We start from the raw sequence: 20,037 nt of genomic DNA on the forward strand, positions 1-20,037 counted from the left end.
TTCTGCAAAATTGCTAACAACGAATCTGAATTATATGCCGGTATAACTCACACACTCCCGACCATCTTGTAGATGTAGTTAGATTCAATTTTGAACCGTCTCCCTGCTGCGCATGAATATGCCATTTCTGATAATTTTTTCTTTGGAATTATCTATGCTATACCACGCCACCAGAAAAAGAGAAATTTTGGATTCTTACTAATTCGTTTTATGAGGATTGGGCACTGCCATTTTTCTTGTATGATATCTTGGGAAAGATCTCACGTTTTAATATGTCCCTTTCTATAGATACTCTGCCAGGTCCTGATAATAGCAGACTAATTGAGATAGACATCAATAATAAATCGACCTCGTAACCTCCTTGTCCCATAAGACCATTACCTAATTTGACTATTAGAACAGCACAAATCATTTCTATAATAAAGAGAATTGAAGTTATCCTTGTAACTAATCCAACAATTAATAATGTTCCACCTATTACCTCTAATAGACCTATTATCATGGCTAGTTCTGCTGGAATACCCACGGAAGCAAAGAAACCTTGAGTTCCTTGAAGATTTTCAAATTTTGGTAAGCCGTGGAAAATAAAGGCAACACCTGCCATAATCCTAATGGGCAATGGAGCGAAAGTAGAAACCTTTTGTAAGTACATCACTACAAAGAATAAATTATACTTTTTATAGTTATTCATTATCAACAATTTTTATATTTTTTCAATCAAATCTAACAACCCAATTTCAGTTAAGTTATGAATAGCTTTTTTATTTTGGATAACTATGAGGACAATCTATGATTTTATAGTATTTTTTGTTTGTATTCTTGGTGACTAGATTCTATTCAACCTTAAATCATATTCTCTCGCATTTCTGAACTCGATGATAATCTATCTTTTAATAATATGATAATATGAATATGATTCTCCGGGATCCGGCATCCGAATTATTTCAAACAATTTTGTCAAATATTTTAGTTTCATTTGACATTACACTGTCTAAATTTGTTTAACTTTTCAACAACTCCTCAAAGATCAAATCATTTGCAAAATGATTTACATGTATTTTCGTTGCTTCTTTAAAAGCTAAATCGCATACTCCAGGATATATTAAAGTCGATCTTGATGTATGATACCATATATTAGTCATATGAAGAGATCTATGAAGCCTTAAACTCTGTGTTAAATTGTTTGTTTTCAAAATCTTAAAGATCCAATATAGTACTATCCACTAGGTTCAAAGAAATTTTGACTATAAACCAGGGATCAAGCTTCTGACGAAGAACAAATTGAAATCTTTATTTTTATTAAATTAATATTATTTTACTTAAAATAAAAAAATAAAAAAATACCATATAACAGATCAATCTAAAACGTATGTAAAGTATGTATAAATATAGATATATGATATTGTCAGGTGTTCTTATTATTTCTATTTCCATTTTTTGTTGGCAGGATCTAAACGTATTCCACAAAGATTGCAAAATACTGATCCTGATAAATTCATATTTTCACATTTTGAACATTTGGTAGATAGTTTTTTCTCAAATTCATCTTGGACTTTTGTTGAGATAATGGACTCTAAATTACTCGCGAATTCTTCCATAATTGTTTTGCAGAGTGAGCCAAGGAAAATGGCCGCATAAGGATTGGCGACTAAATGATATTTGTCGCCTTGAAGTTTTCGAATATTTAGTGAGATCTCAGCAAATTCATCTTCATTCAAAGCCAGATAATCATGTGAATATAGTTTTGCAAGGTTTGACTCTAGCTTGTGAAAATAATAAAACTCCTGAGGATATGTTTTCCTAAACCAATTTACAAACTGTCTCCTTGTATGTTCGCTAGGCATATAACCTTCTTTTTAAAAAATATTCATATTTAAGAAATACTGATTATAGCATTGTTAAGACTTTAAACGAACCAAGAGTCTAATACACTATTATTTAAAGCGCCTGATTAACCCCATTTTCACTAGAAACTTTATCCGTCTTGCGCACCTAAACTAAATACTCCTATAAATGATAATGGTATTATTATTCATACTGGGTTTTGAATCTTTATCCTAACACTTGAGTAAAATTGATTCTATATTCCATACTTTTGTGGAGTGTACATCTTTTTGCAGCTGTATTCAATCTTACTGATGTCCACATTCCACCGTGTGGCTACTGATAATGACTTATCTTCTATTCAAAAAACTTTATCTGACTTTCTGAATCAATTTGGACTATTATTCTCATTGTCGTCCTTTTCAAAATCAAGACTCTCTTCAAGCTTTTTCTGCAGTGCATTAAATTCTTGATACTTGTGCTTCCATCTTGAAAATACCAGCCACTGTTTGATACCAACTCCAAGCCATACTAGAAATACTGCACCTCCTATGATCGGAATGAATTTCCCTACACCGGCAGTTGATTGTGACATTAGTCCTAGAATCGCAATTATCGGTACAATTATCACAAATGAAATAATCATCACAATCATCAACTTTCTAGTAAAATCAAACTGATGGATGACATTGTCTAATATTTCAAGTAGACTTTCACGGGTGGTCCCTTCCTTGTGATCTGTCATATCAGTCGTCTGTATATCCTCTCCAGTGTGTTATCAAAAAAGACGTAACTGTGTTTGTTAACCTATTCAATTTTTCTCCGCTCTCCTTGGAAACAGTAATTCATACGGTTCAAATATTGCTTTTGCGATTTCTTTTCCTTTCTGCGAAACTTTGTACTTTATAATTCTATTTTGCTTGCCCCAAGGTTCTTCAAATCTAATTATTAGACCTTTTTCTACCAGATCGTCGATAATTGGCTTGTGGGTGACATTGTTTAATCCACAATAGCTCATCAATTGACTCTGGTTTAGCTCTCCAAATTCATTGAGCTTCAATAAAATGTCCTTCCTCATGTAAATCCGATCTCGATGTACATGTACCAATTTGATTCAAATATCCTAGACATGGCGTTATATGACTTCATGATCCTTAATTTGTTTTCATATTTAGTCTATAAAGTCCACGTAACTAAGTTACGTAGGACAGGTAAACAAGCCTTATAGCACATGTATAGTTTACGAGCATCAATGGTACTTAAAAACATGAAAATGGTTATTTTGGCTGTAGCCCTTCTAGTTCCTGGGCTCTTTCTGTTTACGTGGTCATCTCCTGCTAGCGCGCAAGTAGAGGAGTTTTCTAACTACACAATAATACAGGATACCAAAACATCTACACCGGGATTAAACGATGGACACCAAATAGTGATGGCACTTTCTCCTAGAGACGATGGATCGATTTGGAGGGGAGATATCACCTGGACAGCAAGCAAACCAGTAGAAATAGCTGTTCTTCATGGATACAACAGCAGCGCGGTTTCGAGTCAATCATTATTACAATTCGGCGAACCATTAAAACAAAAGTTTGGTAATGCAGAGGTTGCTATAAGTTTGATGAAACCAGAAAGTGGGACATCATATACTTCTGGTAGTATACCTTTTGTAGGTAATGCTGTGGTATTTCATACAGCTGGCGCAATAGGGGGTGAACCGTTCACTGTAACCTATACTGTTGCCGCTTCAGCTGAAAAGATTACTTGACCGGGTCCAGAAGAAGGGAATAAAATTAAGGGAATTCTAAATTTACCATTGCATAGATGTCAAAAGAGCATATATATGCGTGATGTGGGGGCATAGTTGATTTAATGTGGAATTTGTTATTTTATCAATAAATTATACGTGGTAGTTTGATTCCAACCAATTGGCCCATTGTATTCATTGCCACCTGTTTCATTTACAGATATTTTAGGATCTATTTCTCCTTTAACCTTCAATTCATACTTACCTGGAGGCAGTGGTTTTAGAAAAAGCCAGTTTCCATCCGCTACGGCTTGTGTTGTCTGAGCAGTTATATTCAATATATTATCTTGAGGCAATGTAAAGTTAAACAAATCAGTTTGAACGCGATACTTATCCATATTAGGTATAGTGATATTATTTAGGGAAGCTTTTGCTCCAGTAACAAGATCCTGCATATTTTTGGCACATTCTAGTAGTTCTTCTTCAGTTTTTAGTTCTTTAAATTCTGCAAAAGAACATTCGGAATTTAGTATTGTAATTAGCAACGCTGTATCTTGAGGTATGTTACAGGTACGTTCGACTGGATGTTCAAATGCTTGAGTCAAAAACCATACAGGACCTTGTTGGTTTTCGTCGCAGTGCTCACCAGTATCATCATATGATGGGTTCTTATTCCAAGGGATCGAATATGTCCATTGCCACCATTTTTCAGTCCAGTCAGCATAGGAAATATTAAATGGGCTTGAGTTCAAATCGTATACTAAACTAGAAATATTAGAGTTCATACTAATCATATCTTGATTTACAATACTCTCAGTTCCTTTAGATGCAAGCAAGGCGTTAGTGGGTAATACTGCAATTAAAAGTAAAATAAACAATACAACTATAACTGATTTTTCCATGATGTTTCCAATTCTAAATCATTATTTAACTTTTTGTGATGCTTGCGTCGGATTAAACCCTTTTTCGTTTCACTGCTTTTTCACTTATCACAAGGCTTCTAGTGGCTATATATGACGCCTTTGCAACCAAAAAGAAAAAAGGTGGTAATGTAGCCGAGCAATCAATCTCTCAATCACAGTCTTCAGTTCAAAATGCCTTGTTTGCTTATTGAAGTGAAACAACATTCCTATCATGCAATAACTCTAGCTTACAAAACTAAGAAAACGGCGGCGACAACGGTTTATCACAGAGCTAACCGCTCAAAACAAATAACAATCTTTTTTTATTTTAGTTTCGGCTTGATTTAAGATTGTCTTGGTTAGTATGGTTATTTATTTCATAACCGGATTACTGTTAGATACCTAATCTATATGGCCAAAAACTGTCATTAATTTATGGAATTATTTATTTTAATGGATTCATACAAATGGGGTTGTCGACTTGAAATCCTATTGTTGATTTCTTTCATTACCCAATTATCATGATATTGCAATTTTGTAAGTATGTATATATCAGCACTTTGAACACCTTCGAAGGAATCTACATTAGTTAAAACAGAATCAATTGTAAATACATTTTCGCTATAGAGTACAAAAGTCAATCTGTCCTCTGAATCAATCACACTAGGACTGTACAATATATTTGACTGAAATTCCGCATTCATCCGTGAAAGTACACTCTGGCGATAAAATTTTGTGGTTATAATCAGAATAACAAATTGAATATATCCTATCATCATAGATGGATTACACTGGATTGAGAAATCTAGAATGTTTGAATCCTTCATTCTAGTAAGACGCCTGGTTGTGGTTTTCTCTGATATACCAACTTCATTGGCAATATCAGAGATCTCTGTTCTTGCTCCCGAGGACAGTAAACACTTTATTATTCTCAAATCAATTTCACTCAGTTTAATTGATTCAACGCGGCGTTCTAGAGCAATTGTACTCAATACAGTTGCAGGTTTTAGGCGATGACTTAACGATTTAACGAATATCTCATCGAATGGTTTTTTGATAACTAGAGCCGCTACACACGTTCTTCCCATATGATGTACATGGTATGCAATCTTACCAAGATGTTTAAGGCGCTTGATCACCTCATCTTTGTTTATTCCATTACTGGCACTTACAAGTACAATTACTGCCTTGAACCCAAAAGCTGCAGGATTAACCCTAACTACAAATTTTTCGATGACTCTCTGATGAATCATTTTCTTTACTCGAGCCTTTACACTCTTTGAAGTCAGGTCGACCTCTGAACCTATACTGTTATATGAAGATCTGCTGTTTTTAGCTAATGTGGAAAGGATAGTAAGATCAGTTTTATCGAGTACGATTGCCCCTTTGTGCTCACTCATCATTTGTTGGTCGTAAAAGTGAGTTATAAAGTTGTCCGATATTGGGAGTTTTGCTTCCACCAAAGATAAGTAACTGTAAGGACATCATTATGTTATGAAAGAAATAAGAACAACAACAAACAAATATCTTAAGCAACAATTATCCTCAAATGAGATACGACGCGAAGAAATACTAAAATCTACTTCTAAAGGAACTGTAATCATTGACGGAAATTATGGAACAATAAGATTTGAACGACAAATTAATCATCCAAAAGAGATAATATGGAACGCAATTACAGATCAAAAAGAGATATTCAGATGGCTGCCAGATTACAAAGGGATATTTGAAAAGAACAAGGATGGTACGATTGATCTTTTGAATGTTGTATCCGGGTCCCATGTTACCGGAAAAGTTCTATGCTATGATCTTTACCGTGTTTTTGAACATGAGTGGCATATCGCTCCCAATCAAATGTTCTCGAAAGGAGAACCAGAATCGGTTATCAGGTGGGAGTTTGAGGTGGACGGTAAATCAGGTACGCTTGTTGTTGTAACTCACACTCATCTCACAAAATCAACAGCCTTAACCTTTGCCCCTGGTTGGCATGCGTATCTAGATCGACTTGAATCTGTTCTGTCCAACCAAGAACCCCCTAATTGGGCACATCGCTTTGCAGAAGTCAAAGAACTATATTCCACATGAGTAGGCTACAGATAATAGGTAGCCTCACCTAAAAATCAATAATGTGGGTGTATTTGCTAGGCTGATTTAGAGTTATTGGGTCTCAAATTCGTATCATTTGGAATTCAACGTACAAAAATAATAATATTGTTACTAGAAACAATAACAAACAATATTTATGACTATCTAATCCCATACAGGAGAAAGGTCTCCAAATTTTAAAAAAAACGATACAATAGAACAAAGATCAACAAAAGGGTTGTAATATTTCTTAAATTCTTATTCTTTATTTATATCCAAAAAGGTTTTCAATACTCTATTGAAATCGTCAGGATGTTGGTACATTAAAGCATGTCCTGCCTCTCCTATACGAATGAGCCAGGATCCTGGAATTCCGTCTGCTAATGTCAAAGAGTCGGGGGCTGGATCATCGTTTGTTCCAACTATGATTAAGGTAGGCACGTTGATACTTGAGAGCGTATTACATGTACCAGCCCAGGTGGTTGAGGCGTTTAATTGTTTTTGGTGAATTTGTTGAGAAATTGGATATTCTTTGGGAATTGGAAAGTAGTTTGTGTAATCTGGGTGTGCCTCAAACCAGCTAGCAGGAGCAAAGAACATGGGTGCTAGTTTTTGCATTTTTTCTGACTGAGACATCGTGGTATTTTTGTCAATCGCTATTATTTCAGGGGGAGTCGGCCTGTCGTTTGAGCCTCCGCAACTTGTAGCATACAAAATAAGATTTGAAACCCTGTCTGGATTTGTCGCTGCAAGTTGTTGAGCGATGAATCCTCCCATAGACCAACCCAAGATATCAGTTTTGTCTATCCTTAATACATTAAGCAGACCCAATGTATCATCTGCGAATTGATTAATTGAGAAATCTTTAGTCCCTACAGTGGAATCGCCAACTCCTCTATTTTCAAAAATGATTACTTTATAATTTGCTGAGATCAGAGCTTCCAACAACAAAGGGTTCCACATATCCATAGTTGAACTGGCTCCAGTGATCAGAATGATGGGTTTACCATCTGCATAACCCATTTGCTTATACGCAATATTTATATCATCTACCGTAACGTTGTGGGATGGCATATTATCTAAAATAGCTGCTTTAGATTGAAAAGAAGAAGCAGATGCGAATGGATTATTGATGTTTGGCTCTGTACTGCCATATGTTTGTAACATAGCAAATAAAGTGTTGTTTGATAATACATTAAATAATATCATTACCACCATAGTATACAAAATTAATTTATTTCTTAAATACAATTTTATTGTCCTATTGATATTAAATGATCTTATTTATACTTTAAGAAGTTAAGGAATTATACATATAATAACTTGAATTCCCTTATACACGATTCAGATTTGCATCTGTGAAAGAAGATAATGATATTCATACGTGTACACTTTGCTTAATATTGTTACTAATACGAGTAATATGTGATTGACTTGTACAATAGTTTTTGTATCAACAGATTCAAGATCAAAATATCATTAATCAACAACTATTATATAAAAAAAAAGTTTTGTAGACGTGGTTTTTTTTAATTATGCCTTTATATAAGTTCTTAATCAAGGAAACTAAAGTATAGTGTTATAATATATCCGTTCAAAGCTCCCTATTGAATCCTGTATACAAGTTAAATATCTGTGAATTAAAACCTGCTAGCAAATTTTTCAATTCTTTGTTAGGATTACCATAAACATCAAGCTTATCTAATATAGCGATATTAAATATTCTGGGAAGAATGGTTTTTGAAGCCATACTGTCGTTGTGAGATAAAACTGCCTTAGAGTCTGTATATGTTTCATGAACCATACATTTTGTTCCATCTTCGCTAAAGTATGCCTCATAGACTGATGTATTTGGTTCGTTTGCCTGAACCATGTTACTCATTTGTTTAATCAGTTTTTTAAATTGTTTAACATTGTCTTTTTCTATTGTAAATTCAGCGCTAATATGTATATTTTTGGACATGATCATTTGACTCCAAACCAAGTATAAGTTGGTTGTCAATTTTGTTTTCCTGTTTTTCACCTGTTAATGATTTAATACATATGAAGATGAAAAATTGGCCGCGGGTCTTTGATACAATTTTAATTCCAATCTTATGTTTATCTATTTACCATACTTCTACTAGTCGTTGGATCTACTTCCATAATAGAACAAGCTAGCTATGACTTGCAAAAGGGACTAGGGTTATTTATTGACAGTCTGAACAGAATATTCTCCAAATCTAGTTAAATATCTTTGATCTATTAATCGACTCACCTATTCAAATATACTAGAATTATTAAAGTCATTACTATTTTAATATATCAGAAGATGTTGCATCTACTTGTGCTGCATGAAAGGTCTTGGATCAAGAATCACGCTAATCAAACCTATTTTTCTATCCTTATCAACTATTATCCAAAAACACGTGATTTGAGAATTAAACTCCTGGAGAATGCAAACATCATTACCATCTGCGAAAACTTTCTTTATATTTAATTTAATTCATCCCCTTATCTGGTATTGACGTTCAAAATATTTCAGATATGGCTCAGCGTTATCAGACGAATTAACGGGAGACACGTACGAAAAATTGTCACTCAAATAGCCTCTGGCAGATTGCCAGTCTTGGCGATCTGTGGCCTAAAAATACTCTATTACCACATCTTTTGCACTTTTTGTAGAGTCTTTGTCCTTGCATGACACACAGTGCTTAGCTCTGACTATAAAAATAACCAGCAAATAACTGCAAACGATTGTATTCGAATTCTTGATAAATCGTTATTAAAACATTATTAAATCTGTATCTATATCTAATATGGTCAGCGATAACGCCGACCCTCTCAGTTTTGTTCAAAAAAATCCATTTAGGATCTCATGATATTTTCTTTGAGTACTGTATGTCAAGGATATACATCCATCAAAGAATTATTGAATCGTAATTAATTTCCAGAACATAATAGATGAAAGTCCACAGCGATCTCGTGTTGGTTTGCTCGATATTATAGTTTACCTAAAACAAAATATTTTTTTTATTAGTTGAATATCTTTTGTTAAAGAATTAATAGCGGCCGAATTATATATGATTGATTAAATAGTCAATCTCATGTGCAATCACTTTGATCATTTATTCCCTGTGTTCCAAGGCGTTATAATGGAGGAAATAATTTCCTTTGTAGTTGTATTAGAAATTTGAGCTAAACCTCCTTCAAGATTTGCTACTTGTGACTCGTTTATATTTAAATTGCCTTGAGCAGATACACCAGGTGTCCATCCAACATATGTAGCCAAAAGAAGAATCATTAGAGCCCAAGATCCTGAAAGAACCAATTTATTGTTCATCATCTATCGTATAATTAATGCTATTTAAACGAGTATTTAATTTTTTCAAAGAATTGGGTTTCTCTCACATAATTAAATTCTATTAAGCAATATCTATTTATTCTAAAAATTCCTGATGCTGGAGGTCAAATTGAATTATTTGCAAGTGTACAGTTATTTATTACTATTTCTTTCAGTTCAATTTTTAGTATTTAACTCCAAAAAATTTCAACAAATTATATACTCCACGTTAACATCCTTAAATATTGAATATATAACGAAAATCATCCTATTATTTTTTTGACCAAAAAATGATCAATTTTCAATTATTATTATTATGGAATTCTATTCTTTCGGAGCGAATAAAATTATTAAATTATGTCCTTAAATTGTCACCATTACCAAAGGATAAAAAAGGAACATCAGATACAAGGGTAAAAAATTCCGCTTTAGAAAATAATTTATTATAATTTCACGTATATGTATTCTCCTTCTGCAAAAGGATGTAGGCTTTGGCGAAAGCCAATAAAGGTCTTGAGATGCGCCAACAGATCTCAATACCAAGATCCAATGCCTGCACATGCTAATTGTGTTCACTATCTCACTTTCTAGATTCAATTTTCAAACAGGCCAATTGATCTAGTTTTTGGATATTTTTTTCTGCTTAATTTGATTATACTTTACATCTCAAACTGCATTGGGTCCTTACTACTACAGGGAATATAATCCCCATGTACCCATGCTAAATAAGCATAAAAGGATTATTTTTAGACCAGTAGGTTTATCCAGATGACTAATGCTATGCTGGCAACCTTATACTTTCATAGATGCAGATAAATTCATTCGAGCAAGTCAATATTTTACATAAAGAGAAGATGAGGTGAACCTTAAATAAACAACGCCTTGTTGGATTATTGAATCGGCTTTCTTAATATATGCTTGATTGGGAGTATGAATATAGATTCTAACACTAATTTCAATAAAAAGACCAATATTACAAATGTAACTGCCACTGGTGGGCATGATAAACATCAGTCAATAGATATTTATATTAACGCATTTACAGCATCGATGGAATTCTATTCACGATTAAACAGCTCGTTTGTCGACGCCCTTTTTGTGTCATTTACGGAGACTAGACATGTAGTAGAAGAAATAAAAAAACAAGTCATCGGTGATAATAACCCCGCCGTTTATAGACTACTCTAAACAACAAGAGTTCTACAATAGAGCTGAAAAGGTGATACTTGCTGAAATACGCGACAAGTTTGATACAAACTTTAGAGAAAAAAACTTTGTGAATTCGCTTTCAGAATTTATTGAAAGTTATTGCAACCTTGCAAAAACCACTGGTGCAGGCCAGCTCTTTCAGAAAATGTTCAATGCAACTGCCTTTTGGAATAATGAATATGTAGAACCCGTAAGAGAAATTATGTATAGGACACCATCACACAAGATCCATTCTGAAAATAAGTATTCATTATTTCATTATTACTTGCCTCATGAAAATGATGCTACGCAAAGAGGAGAGAGCGAAGAGAGGACTATAGATAATAAATTTTCTGATACCTCTCAATCATCTAATCAATATTCTCCTCCTGCTGATTCTACCTCCCCTGTTAATCATCTATGCTTTTATCAACGGAAACTACATACTTGATCTGATTCCAAATTCGAGTATCGTCAGGAATTTTCAAAAACAAGGCTTTGATGTATTTATGACAGATTGGGGAACCCGGAGTTCATATGACAGAGTTAACGATAGGGGATTATGTGAACAATTATCTTGTCAAGGCTGTTGATCACATTATAAAACATTCGGGTTCAAAACAGGTGTCCTTATTAGGTTATTGCTGGGGAGGTGACTTGGCTCTTATGTTTTCAGCTCTTCATCCTGAAAAGGTAAAAAACATAGTAACATTTGCCACACGTGGTGATTTTAGCATAGACAATAATCTCTTGAGTGTATGGGCAAGAAACATAAATGCAGATGCTATTGTAGATGCCTTTGGTATTACTCCTAGTGCATTTATTAACAGCTCTTTTTTACTTAGGAGTCCAATAGATGTTTTGCATAAATACCCTCACTTTTTCTTTGAAGGGGATAAACCCAAAGATATCGATTCCATGGTGCAATTTCTTGCCACAGAGACATGGTTGTATGATAGCCCTCCAATTACTGGTGAAATATTTAGACATTTTGTGAATGACTGTTATAAGAAAAATCTCTTTATAAAAAATGAAATGATAATAGGGAAAAACGATAAGATTGATTTAAGTAAAATTAGGCAGCCTTTCTTAAATGTAATTGCAAAAAAGGATGATCTGGTTGATCCTAAATCAAATAAGGCAATAAATAATGCAATAGGAAGTACAGATAAATCCTTTATAGAATTTGATTCCGGTCATGTTGGAGCTTGTATAAGTTCTAGGGCTCATCTGCAGTTATGGCCCAAGGTAGGTGATTGGTTAAAAAACAGATAGGAAATTAGAAAAGACTGTTTGACTCGTTTTGACCTTTTCTTACAGAGTTAAAATTTAATATTTGAAATATAACCTACTCTAGGTTATTTTAACGACAATAATATTGCATTATATTAGAGATTTACTACCACTACCACTTCTGCTCCTACTATTGTTACCGGAAACCTAGTCCTTAATCCCCTTTGCTATCGCACAATGGTATTAAATTATGTATTAAAAAATTACTTGTTACTATCATACTAAAAACGGTTTATTGTGAGGATGATGCCAAAAATAATTTGTCCTCACAATCTAATACTGGTTTTATCAATTTAGCATACTCAGTCTGCTACAGGCGAATCATTTGTATTTATCACTAACAGATAGTCGGTACCCGATTCTGCTCCCCATATTTCGTCTTCAATACCAAGAATCTGTCTTACATTAGCTTCTGGACTAGGAATATCAAATTTATCAAAGGATTCATCCAACGGATCAAATCTAAATATTGAATTGGAGCCGAAATCGCTTATCCATACTTTGTCATTTGTGTCTACATAAACTGCGTATGGCTTTGGATTACCTCCTGGCAATTTCCATTCCTTCCATTGATCTTTTTGAGAGTCATACATTCCCAACTGTCCAGCATTCCATTCAGATACCCAAATATTCCCATTAGAGTCCGACCATGCTCTTCTTGACCCTTGATCTGGTGTCGGAGGTTCTAAAACGGTTACTTGTCCTGTTTTTGTGTCTACAAGTCCCACATAATTGCCTGCTAGTGATGCATAGTATACCGACCCGTTTGGTGTAGTTGTGATCCCATAAGGACCTGGTCATTTGGGTGCATCAAATATTTCCATGGCTCCTGTCGATGGAAACAACCTTCCATATATTCCACTCTGACCTGTAAACCATAAAGTTCCATTATTGTCAAATGTAGCCGTATTAAGATTTGCATATCCAACACCTTGTGGAAGTGGATAAACAGTAACATTCTTTGTAAAAGGATCTACTCTAACAATCGCATTTAAACCTCCGTCGGTGATCCATGGTGCTCCGTCCGGACCTGCTATAACACCATGGGGTGCCGAACCTTCCCCAAGGAAGATATGCAAAGTCTCTCCAGTTGTAGTATTTAATTTTCCAAGTTCTCCAGAAGACTGTGCTGTATACCAAACAATATCCTTAAACAAGTTCTTTGAAACATTACTATTGACAAAAGACATTGATGTAGCCGGAGCTACGTCATGGGGTCTTGAACCTTCTGGAACGGGATACTCTGTTAAAGTAATGCTTTGATTGTAAGAGTCTGCGATGATTGTATTTGAATTTGGTGATTCTTGATCATCTGACATTGATGGTATGGATACTAAAGTATACTCATATTCCCCGTGGCTTGAAATTGTTATCGCCATACTTTGAAAATCCATGTTCTTGAAATAAACATGATCTCTGTCAATCCGCGTTTCTGTATCGTATCCCAAGGTTGTGTTTTGCAATAACGATGTACTTGAAATACCAATACCATAAATAATCACACAGAGGATGATAATTATTTTAAAATGATTAAACATAGATTCTTTGCATTCATTAAATATACAAAAAATTATTTAAGGGTATTTAAGGAGTTTCAGGCTTGGGAAAATAATTATTCTACTTACCTAGGTAGGTAAATTCCTTGTTATTTGAGTAGTGAAAAACAACTAAAGTCTTCCACGAACGCATCAAAACTATGCTACCATGAGAAACTTAATCCCTGCTCTCCAAGATGGTTACTAATATTTATATCCGTACTATCAGACATTAAACACAAATATACATGATCAGGTCAAACGACTCATTGAGATATTCCATGTTATAGAACTATACTATTTGTCACTTTGATATTACCACAATTATGAGAACTCGATTTAACATTAATTTGAGCACAAATCTAGTTCGCTGCATAAAAGAGAGCTGCGATCATACCGTTGAAAATATTTCAATTTACTGTGTTATATTATAACTTGATTTGACTATTAGATCAAGATAATCCTTTTTTTAAATCATTCATGGTCATTAAATTATTGCAAAATACTTTTCCACCCATAAAAAACAGTGGTTCAGCAACTTTGGGAATCTGATCTGCAGAGGAAATATCTGCTATAAAAATGGCTGTTCTTTCTTCTTCATTTGCGGTAAAATACACTGCCTCTGCATTTATCTTTTTGATATATTCTTCCGTTTCCTTAATAAAATTTGAATTTTTCACCATCTCATTGCCTTAAGCTGTAGGAAATGAAGCTCGTATGCTCATTTCGTTTTGTAACAATGACCTTAGGTGATGTGAAATAAATCAAGTATAACAAATTGTAACGATAGAGAGGCTATTATGAGCCAGTTCCGTGTTTGGCCTTTCCTCTCTACCTTAATAATGACCTTCGGTGAACGGAACAGAAACCCGGGTCATCCTTTTCTAATAATATGTATTTAACATTTTATTTAAATGGTGACTATCGATATTTATCATTTTACAGATCGATTTGAATTTCCCTCTTCATACTAGTATGAACTTTGATAATTGTACAGATTCTTTAGAAAATCTGTGAAAAATTGGGCGCTTATTATGTCAGACCACTTTACACTCCTCACTTTAGTTTATCGACTAACGGCTTGATAAATACGCCTATGAATCCTGGGGCAGATAAACCAATAAAAAATACCTATTCCAAATTCGTTAAATTAATCAATTATTTAAGGGGGATGTTACCCAAGGGGATTTAGAGTATTTGTGACTGTATTAATAACTTTAACATCCAAACAAACAAACAAACATCATGATATCCTGGGTTCCAAGTTATAATATAAAAGTCCACAAGACCATGTCAATGTAGTTTATCCGTAAAGCGACGGACAGTTACTTCGTAAGAATAATAGATCTCTGTATCCTCATTCCGTATTTTCTGGATAATTAGAACTGGCAAATGTAAATGCTAATTGTTTTGATTAAAAATGCTAATGCAAATTACAGCCCTATTACTGCGGGAAACCGAATCCGCATACTCCTAATTCATATGGTATCTTGTATAATTGTGATGATGCTGTGACTCGAAACTTTTCCCTTTTATTCCTTGAATTTGATTCAAAAATTGCATTGTATCTTAAACCATATTGCAGAATCTATTCTATCAGAGCCCAAGTTAGGAAAATTATAAAATATTTTCTGGCCCTATGAAATTTTAAAAATTATAGATTATTGATTTATCTTCATGGTGAATCTTTCAACTAGCTTTCAACTGGCTAAAATCTCCAAACACTATTGATCCGGGTGTAATGATTTTCATAGATTCCATATACAACTCATTAGCTCTTTTATCGTCTTGCATTGCCTTCATAACATCTTCTACATGCTTGACATCCCTATATGACAATATTTCTAAATTTACATCCTCGTCATCATTAGCAGAAATGATCTTTGATATATTTACAAAATCCGTAATGTTTTCTTTTTCATTCAGTCTATACACAAATTTTGACACTCCGTGTTTCCTGAAAAAATTATCAGTCTCCTTGCCAATCTTTGCTAACGCATCGCGATTCTTCTTTGGGACACGAATAAAAACAATTTGGATTATGCTGCCTAGATCTAATTGATGTTCGTAGTTATCTGGGTTATTCATATGAATTGAAATGATTTGATATTATAAAAATAACAAAGGGATCAAAAGTATACCGGCGTTACATAGTTATTTGGATAACTGATCATAACAATAATTTTCTAGTCTTTCCTTCATAAGGAAGATCGTTGATTCTATTCAACGTTGCATCGTATTATGCTATGTGTACTTGATTAGAGATAATTGTCAACAATTAAAGTGACTATAATACAATGGCTTTGCAAAATATTTGAAATGAACTTGAATTATTTGAAGTTATTTAGACAAATGATTGTAAGTTAGATGAATACTACCTAGTAGCAGGAATTGTCTAATAATTAGTAACAAATTAGAGAAAGATATGTCAAATAATGGTACATTGGTTTTGAGCTGTTCGGTATTGACATCGGAGGAACCATAATGGTTGATCAGAAACAAGATCTTTTACGCACTATAAAAGTCAAGAATCTTAGAGGTATCATTTTAGTTTCGAGGAAGATGGTAACCAAGCTGTCGCTTCGATGACAAACAGTGCTGTTCAGAAACTAATAAATTTAGATAGGGCTAGTAAAGGTTTGACACTAAGTTATACCAAAGTAAAGAACAAGAAAAAGAAGACTACTCGAACTTTTAAATGTGAAGTAAAGACAGACGGGTCCTCTGTTACAATCCTTGTAAGAGATTTGATTACCAACAGGATGATCAGCAAAAATTTATTCCCCCCACTCCAACGTCGCACCATGATTCGGAATTTCAAACTCTTGAACAATGCATACAAGACTTCCGCTGTAAACACGGAGGTGAATTACAGTGCGAGGCAAACCGAACTTGCAAACCGCAGTTTACGGCACTTGCCTGTTGCTTGAAAGACGGGACTTGTTACAGTGTGCATCTCGTTTTTCATTCTACTTCACTCCGATGTCAAATCTTGTCTAATATGCCTGCCTTAGAAGGTCTGGTTCTCTCTCAGAGATAACAAGGTGGTATGAAACTGAGAGAAACACTTAGAGATTTTTTATAGGATACTGCCATTGCTAAACTATATCCGTCTATTTTCTTTTTCAACAAAAAAAGGTTGCACTTGTAAAGATATTCTTAAATAACTATTTAATTAATACACTCCGATGTTAAACAGATTCCTTGTTTCACATAACCTTTCTTTTGGACGTTATTATCATGTTATTTTCATTTTCTTTGGAGTGTTTACAGCCGGAACCGTTGTATACAACGCTGAAAACGCTCTCTCCATTACAATGCATGATTCCGTCGAATCCTCTTATCTGATGAAACTCGAAGAACCTTATCAGCCTAAATTTATCTCTATTGATAGTCAAGTTGAACCATCTGTTTTCAAGATTTCAAGTGATAATCCTACTTTGGGTAGCGGCAGTATTGATAGTATTACTGTATCTGCTGATAGCTCTGAATCTGAATTTAGGCAAGACGTTGCAGGCAAATATACAAATCCTCAGTATGGTATAACAGAATTTGAAATTCCTGTGGGTTGGTATGCAACAGAAAGTATGAACGGGAATAGCGGGATTATTCTTACAATGCTTCCAGGAACTACTGAAGAATTTTTCACAAAGTTAAATTCTTTGTCAAATAATGAAACTCTACCTATATTGAATCTTGTTGTACAAGATAAGGACGATCTACGAGAAAGACAAATGTCATCCTCTCTATCTGGACCATCCTCTTTTTCCACTGATTGCGCAGAGATAACCCCCAATTCAACATCTACGATAAACGATAAGCAGTTTCAAATTTCAACAATGGAGTGCTCAACAGCCGATAAAGCACCAATAGCACAAGGCATTGACTTTAGCCATGAGGAAATAACAAAGTCTTACAAATATGATACACCTGCCACAATGTATATCCTACAATTGGTATTATCTAGTGAATACTCTTCAAATAAAACGATAAATTATGCATACCTGTCTAAATTCCAACCTGTCATAGATAATGCGATTCAGACTTTAAAAATAAGATGATAACCAAATATTTTGACTTAATTACTTTTTTTTCATTGATTTGGTAAAATCACAGGGTAAGTTGGATTCTCTCCTTATTAATTTTGACTAATTAATGGTTGGTACTTGATATATATCTCCATCTTCCGCAAAATCTTTTATTTAGATTAAAGACAGCGGCAAATGAGTCTTGACTCAATTTACGATATATTAATATTATTAACTTTAACATGTTGATCTTGGATAACTCCATTATTTTCAAAATTTTAACTGGATACCTGTAACATTCTAAATATATTATGTGATGTGTAGATTGTTTTCAAGATATAACAATGCAAGAAGTTCAAAAATTACTTGTTGTCAACGATCTGGCGATATTCGTATTGTTAATCATGTTAGTAATTGGTTTTCTGTCCTTTGATTATGACTTGTTTGGATTGAGTGAACCTATTATACCTATACCGAAAGAATACAAAGTTTATTTCGAGTTTGTCCCTTGGCTTTTGTTTTTATTACTTTCGGTGGACTTGTTTGTTAAATATCTATATGTAGGTAGAGACTTGAGTTACTTTTTAAAAGAGTATTGGATAGATATTCTCTTGACTGTTCTTATACCCGTATTGTTTCCTCTAAAATTTATCAAGCCATCTGTAAAAATTTACGAATCAACTAAATTTGTCAAATCTGGCTTCAAGATATTTCAAAAGTATGACAAAATTTTTAAGTTAAAAAAATAACTTTTATCCTTTTGTTCAAAGATCCTCAGGCCTCTATTGACTGGTTTTACTTTGCTTTGAAATGGATTCGCCTGATATATTTACATAGGAATGTGCCATTTCCGGGAACAATCCAATCGATAATGAGAACTGTTGCCTTTACTCAGTAAAAACATGATTTTGAATATAATATTTTTCAGAAATTCTATCTCAGACTTGTCAAAAAATTACCTGCGATTGGAAAGATAAAATCCGCACAAACGTAAAATAAAAGAAATCCTGGAACTGGTCACTGAGGCAGTCAGATGAATTATGAAACAACCCAGTTTACATTACAGTTCTCAAGTTTAATCCTCTCTCCATTGTCTAGCTTATTAATTTGGATTCATGGCTATATTCTTAGATCTGTCTTCTTATTTGCAATTCATGCAAACTCAAGTTTGCCCGATGCAAAAATAGTTATATAAATACCAAGTCTATCTCATCAAATATTGGTAGTCAGAGCCTACCTTGACTGTTTGTTTTTAGAAATTCTTGTCAAATATACAAATTCATGAAGTGGTGTAGTTAATAGAATCGTCCTCAACATTTGCATGGTGTGAAGATTGTGTTTATACATCGACAACTGTATTTCAAAAACCTAGAATATGTATTATTTTTGGTTTTGGATCAAATATCGCCCAATATTCAAGAAGATAAACAGCAATTAGATTATGCATTAAATAGCATGATAGAAATGTTAGAAAGTAGTGAACAAAATGAATATATTCACGATTACAATCGCAATCATAACTATGACCATAACCATAGGACTTTTAACCAGCTCAATTCATGCTCAAAGTCCAACAACATCTGATTTACCATTAACTACTATTAATGAAACAAATTCGACAGTAAATGTGTTAAATAAAACCTTGCCGCCTGAAAATGCAACCGGCGTAGTGCCTATGGGTCCCATGTAAACAAAACAAAAACGATTACAACAAGTAACATTTCAGATGACGAAAAAGATTATTAGATTTCCATACCTTTTTTTGTTGTTACGAATGCTATGGGATATCGTGCAAATATACAGGAAATTAGACAACCATGAAAGCAATCTATATGTATGTAATATGATATTTGATTTTTCTAAACAACTATTGTTGATTTGTAACTTGACAATTAAACTAATTCCAGCATTCAATCAGTCAGTTGTATCCTGATTATGTTTGATTTCTGTTACTATTACGAACTTGATTCCCACGTGTCTAAGTTCAATGATGCTTGATATAATAATTGTTTTGAGCACAGTTTGTACCGAATTGCAATTTTTCAACCTCTTATAATCAATTAGAATGAAAGCTGGTTCTTTAGTGACATCAAAGTAATGTTAATTTGTGATAGGGATG

Annotated in this window: 23 protein-coding genes; 10 read left to right on the forward strand and 13 right to left on the reverse strand. The window is 33.8% G+C overall.

Annotated elements, in window-relative coordinates; translation table 11 throughout:
* Positions 1–208 precede the first annotated feature (208 nt).
* The 4 genes from ACMT7R_RS00660 to ACMT7R_RS00675 form a co-directional block, all read right to left on the reverse strand.
* A complete protein-coding gene (locus ACMT7R_RS00660) occupies positions 209–691 on the reverse strand; it encodes a DoxX family protein (RefSeq protein ID WP_415309512.1) in 483 nt (160 codons plus the stop codon).
* A gap of 733 nt (positions 692–1,424) precedes the next feature.
* Positions 1,425–1,844, reverse strand: coding sequence for a hypothetical protein (locus ACMT7R_RS00665; protein ID WP_415309513.1), 420 nt, complete (start codon positions 1,842–1,844; stop codon positions 1,425–1,427).
* Between the two features lie 368 nt (positions 1,845–2,212).
* Positions 2,213–2,569: a hypothetical protein gene (locus ACMT7R_RS00670; protein ID WP_415309514.1), complete on the reverse strand. Its 357-nt coding sequence runs from the start codon at positions 2,567–2,569 to the stop codon at positions 2,213–2,215.
* Positions 2,570–2,635: 66 nt separating this feature from the next.
* Positions 2,636–2,932, reverse strand: a complete 297-nt coding sequence (locus ACMT7R_RS00675; protein WP_415309515.1) for a winged helix-turn-helix domain-containing protein — start codon at positions 2,930–2,932, stop codon at positions 2,636–2,638.
* A 144-nt stretch (positions 2,933–3,076) separates the two neighbouring features.
* Between ACMT7R_RS00675 and ACMT7R_RS00680 the strand changes: the two genes are divergently transcribed.
* Positions 3,077–3,586 (forward strand): hypothetical protein, encoded by a 510-nt coding sequence (locus tag ACMT7R_RS00680; RefSeq protein ID WP_415309516.1) that lies wholly within the window; start codon positions 3,077–3,079, stop codon positions 3,584–3,586.
* Between the two features lie 116 nt (positions 3,587–3,702).
* On the opposite strand, the gene ACMT7R_RS00685 is transcribed toward ACMT7R_RS00680, so the two are convergent.
* Both ACMT7R_RS00685 and ACMT7R_RS00690 read right to left on the reverse strand, forming a co-directional pair.
* Positions 3,703–4,467 (reverse strand): hypothetical protein, encoded by a 765-nt coding sequence (locus ACMT7R_RS00685; protein WP_415309517.1) that lies wholly within the window; start codon positions 4,465–4,467, stop codon positions 3,703–3,705.
* Positions 4,468–4,895: 428 nt separating this feature from the next.
* A complete protein-coding gene (locus tag ACMT7R_RS00690) occupies positions 4,896–5,927 on the reverse strand; it encodes an AsnC family transcriptional regulator (protein WP_415310526.1) in 1,032 nt (343 codons plus the stop codon).
* A gap of 34 nt (positions 5,928–5,961) precedes the next feature.
* Between ACMT7R_RS00690 and ACMT7R_RS00695 the strand changes: the two genes are divergently transcribed.
* Positions 5,962–6,552: an SRPBCC domain-containing protein gene (locus ACMT7R_RS00695; RefSeq protein ID WP_415309518.1), complete on the forward strand. Its 591-nt coding sequence runs from the start codon at positions 5,962–5,964 to the stop codon at positions 6,550–6,552.
* 258 nt (positions 6,553–6,810) lie between these two features.
* Here the strand turns inward: ACMT7R_RS00695 and ACMT7R_RS00700 are convergent, their stop codons facing one another.
* The 3 genes from ACMT7R_RS00700 to ACMT7R_RS00710 form a co-directional block, all read right to left on the reverse strand.
* On the reverse strand, positions 6,811–7,761 hold the full coding sequence (locus ACMT7R_RS00700) for an alpha/beta fold hydrolase (RefSeq protein WP_415309519.1): 951 nt from the start codon (positions 7,759–7,761) through the stop codon (positions 6,811–6,813).
* Between the two features lie 385 nt (positions 7,762–8,146).
* Positions 8,147–8,515: a putative quinol monooxygenase gene (locus ACMT7R_RS00705; protein ID WP_415309520.1), complete on the reverse strand. Its 369-nt coding sequence runs from the start codon at positions 8,513–8,515 to the stop codon at positions 8,147–8,149.
* A gap of 1,140 nt (positions 8,516–9,655) precedes the next feature.
* Positions 9,656–9,877 (reverse strand): hypothetical protein, encoded by a 222-nt coding sequence (locus ACMT7R_RS00710; protein WP_415309521.1) that lies wholly within the window; start codon positions 9,875–9,877, stop codon positions 9,656–9,658.
* 927 nt (positions 9,878–10,804) lie between these two features.
* Here ACMT7R_RS00710 and ACMT7R_RS00715 point away from each other — a divergent pair.
* The 3 genes from ACMT7R_RS00715 to ACMT7R_RS00725 all read left to right on the forward strand — a co-directional run bounded on the left by ACMT7R_RS00715 (position 10,805) and on the right by ACMT7R_RS00725 (position 12,337).
* A complete protein-coding gene (locus tag ACMT7R_RS00715; protein ID WP_415309522.1) occupies positions 10,805–11,062 on the forward strand; it encodes a hypothetical protein in 258 nt (85 codons plus the stop codon).
* Positions 11,028–11,513, forward strand: a complete 486-nt coding sequence (locus ACMT7R_RS00720) for a hypothetical protein (protein ID WP_415309523.1) — start codon at positions 11,028–11,030, stop codon at positions 11,511–11,513. The genes ACMT7R_RS00715 and ACMT7R_RS00720 overlap by 35 nt, the downstream gene beginning before the upstream one ends.
* An 86-nt stretch (positions 11,514–11,599) precedes the next feature.
* A complete protein-coding gene (locus ACMT7R_RS00725; RefSeq protein ID WP_415309524.1) occupies positions 11,600–12,337 on the forward strand; it encodes an alpha/beta fold hydrolase in 738 nt (245 codons plus the stop codon).
* Between the two features lie 320 nt (positions 12,338–12,657).
* Here the strand turns inward: ACMT7R_RS00725 and ACMT7R_RS00730 are convergent, their stop codons facing one another.
* The 3 genes from ACMT7R_RS00730 to ACMT7R_RS00740 form a co-directional block, all read right to left on the reverse strand.
* Positions 12,658–13,083 (reverse strand): hypothetical protein, encoded by a 426-nt coding sequence (locus ACMT7R_RS00730; RefSeq protein WP_415309525.1) that lies wholly within the window; start codon positions 13,081–13,083, stop codon positions 12,658–12,660.
* Between the two features lie 69 nt (positions 13,084–13,152).
* Entirely contained in the window at positions 13,153–13,818 is a 666-nt protein-coding gene (locus tag ACMT7R_RS00735) for a hypothetical protein (protein WP_415309526.1), read from the reverse strand.
* 524 nt (positions 13,819–14,342) lie between these two features.
* Positions 14,343–14,573 carry a hypothetical protein gene (locus ACMT7R_RS00740; RefSeq protein WP_415309527.1) on the reverse strand — a complete coding sequence of 77 codons (231 nt, stop codon included), beginning with the start codon at positions 14,571–14,573 and terminating at the stop codon, positions 14,343–14,345.
* A gap of 338 nt (positions 14,574–14,911) precedes the next feature.
* Here ACMT7R_RS00740 and ACMT7R_RS00745 point away from each other — a divergent pair, with 338 nt between their 5' ends.
* Positions 14,912–15,082, forward strand: coding sequence for a hypothetical protein (locus ACMT7R_RS00745; protein ID WP_415309528.1), 171 nt, complete (start codon positions 14,912–14,914; stop codon positions 15,080–15,082).
* A 497-nt stretch (positions 15,083–15,579) separates the two neighbouring features.
* On the opposite strand, the gene ACMT7R_RS00750 is transcribed toward ACMT7R_RS00745, so the two are convergent.
* Positions 15,580–15,978, reverse strand: coding sequence for a DUF1428 family protein (locus tag ACMT7R_RS00750; protein WP_415309529.1), 399 nt, complete (start codon positions 15,976–15,978; stop codon positions 15,580–15,582).
* Positions 15,979–16,475: 497 nt separating this feature from the next.
* On the opposite strand from ACMT7R_RS00750, the gene ACMT7R_RS00755 reads away from it, so the two are divergent.
* From ACMT7R_RS00755 to ACMT7R_RS00770, 4 genes are all read left to right on the forward strand, one after another.
* Positions 16,476–16,820 (forward strand): hypothetical protein, encoded by a 345-nt coding sequence (locus tag ACMT7R_RS00755; protein ID WP_415309530.1) that lies wholly within the window; start codon positions 16,476–16,478, stop codon positions 16,818–16,820.
* A gap of 258 nt (positions 16,821–17,078) precedes the next feature.
* The gene (locus tag ACMT7R_RS00760; protein WP_415309531.1) at positions 17,079–17,951 is read left to right on the forward strand and encodes a hypothetical protein; all 873 of its coding nucleotides are present in this window, start codon (positions 17,079–17,081) and stop codon (positions 17,949–17,951) included.
* Positions 17,952–18,262: 311 nt separating this feature from the next.
* On the forward strand, positions 18,263–18,667 hold the full coding sequence (locus tag ACMT7R_RS00765) for a hypothetical protein (protein ID WP_415309532.1): 405 nt from the start codon (positions 18,263–18,265) through the stop codon (positions 18,665–18,667).
* A gap of 737 nt (positions 18,668–19,404) precedes the next feature.
* Complete coding sequence (locus tag ACMT7R_RS00770; RefSeq protein ID WP_415309533.1) at positions 19,405–19,608, forward strand: hypothetical protein; 204 nt, start codon at positions 19,405–19,407, stop codon at positions 19,606–19,608.
* The last annotated feature ends 429 nt before the right edge of the window (positions 19,609–20,037 follow it).

The organism is Candidatus Nitrosocosmicus sp. FF01 (genome assembly GCF_047711275.1).
Classification (GTDB): Archaea; Thermoproteota; Nitrososphaeria; order Nitrososphaerales; family Nitrososphaeraceae; genus Nitrosocosmicus.

Bases quoted from the DNA above. Each gene is read 5' to 3' on its own strand.
- ACMT7R_RS00680 (WP_415309516.1), top strand. From the start codon at position 3,077: ATGGTACTTAAAAACATGAAAATGGTTATTTTGGCTGTAGCCCTTCTA.
- ACMT7R_RS00755 (WP_415309530.1), top strand. From the start codon at position 16,476: ATGACAAACAGTGCTGTTCAGAAACTAATAAATTTAGATAGGGCTAGT.
- ACMT7R_RS00765 (WP_415309532.1), top strand. From the start codon at position 18,263: ATGCAAGAAGTTCAAAAATTACTTGTTGTCAACGATCTGGCGATATTC.
- ACMT7R_RS00740 (WP_415309527.1), bottom strand. From the start codon at position 14,573: ATGGTGAAAAATTCAAATTTTATTAAGGAAACGGAAGAATATATCAAA.
- ACMT7R_RS00705 (WP_415309520.1), bottom strand. From the start codon at position 8,515: ATGTCCAAAAATATACATATTAGCGCTGAATTTACAATAGAAAAAGAC.
- ACMT7R_RS00750 (WP_415309529.1), bottom strand. From the start codon at position 15,978: ATGAATAACCCAGATAACTACGAACATCAATTAGATCTAGGCAGCATA.
- ACMT7R_RS00770 (WP_415309533.1), top strand. From the start codon at position 19,405: ATGAATATATTCACGATTACAATCGCAATCATAACTATGACCATAACC.
- ACMT7R_RS00695 (WP_415309518.1), top strand. From the start codon at position 5,962: ATGAAAGAAATAAGAACAACAACAAACAAATATCTTAAGCAACAATTA.
- ACMT7R_RS00660 (WP_415309512.1), bottom strand. From the start codon at position 691: ATGAATAACTATAAAAAGTATAATTTATTCTTTGTAGTGATGTACTTA.
- ACMT7R_RS00670 (WP_415309514.1), bottom strand. From the start codon at position 2,569: ATGACAGATCACAAGGAAGGGACCACCCGTGAAAGTCTACTTGAAATA.
- ACMT7R_RS00710 (WP_415309521.1), bottom strand. From the start codon at position 9,877: ATGATGAACAATAAATTGGTTCTTTCAGGATCTTGGGCTCTAATGATT.
- ACMT7R_RS00725 (WP_415309524.1), top strand. From the start codon at position 11,600: ATGACAGAGTTAACGATAGGGGATTATGTGAACAATTATCTTGTCAAG.
- ACMT7R_RS00715 (WP_415309522.1), top strand. From the start codon at position 10,805: ATGAATATAGATTCTAACACTAATTTCAATAAAAAGACCAATATTACA.
- ACMT7R_RS00685 (WP_415309517.1), bottom strand. From the start codon at position 4,467: ATGGAAAAATCAGTTATAGTTGTATTGTTTATTTTACTTTTAATTGCA.
- ACMT7R_RS00700 (WP_415309519.1), bottom strand. From the start codon at position 7,761: ATGATATTATTTAATGTATTATCAAACAACACTTTATTTGCTATGTTA.
- ACMT7R_RS00665 (WP_415309513.1), bottom strand. From the start codon at position 1,844: ATGCCTAGCGAACATACAAGGAGACAGTTTGTAAATTGGTTTAGGAAA.
- ACMT7R_RS00760 (WP_415309531.1), top strand. From the start codon at position 17,079: ATGTTAAACAGATTCCTTGTTTCACATAACCTTTCTTTTGGACGTTAT.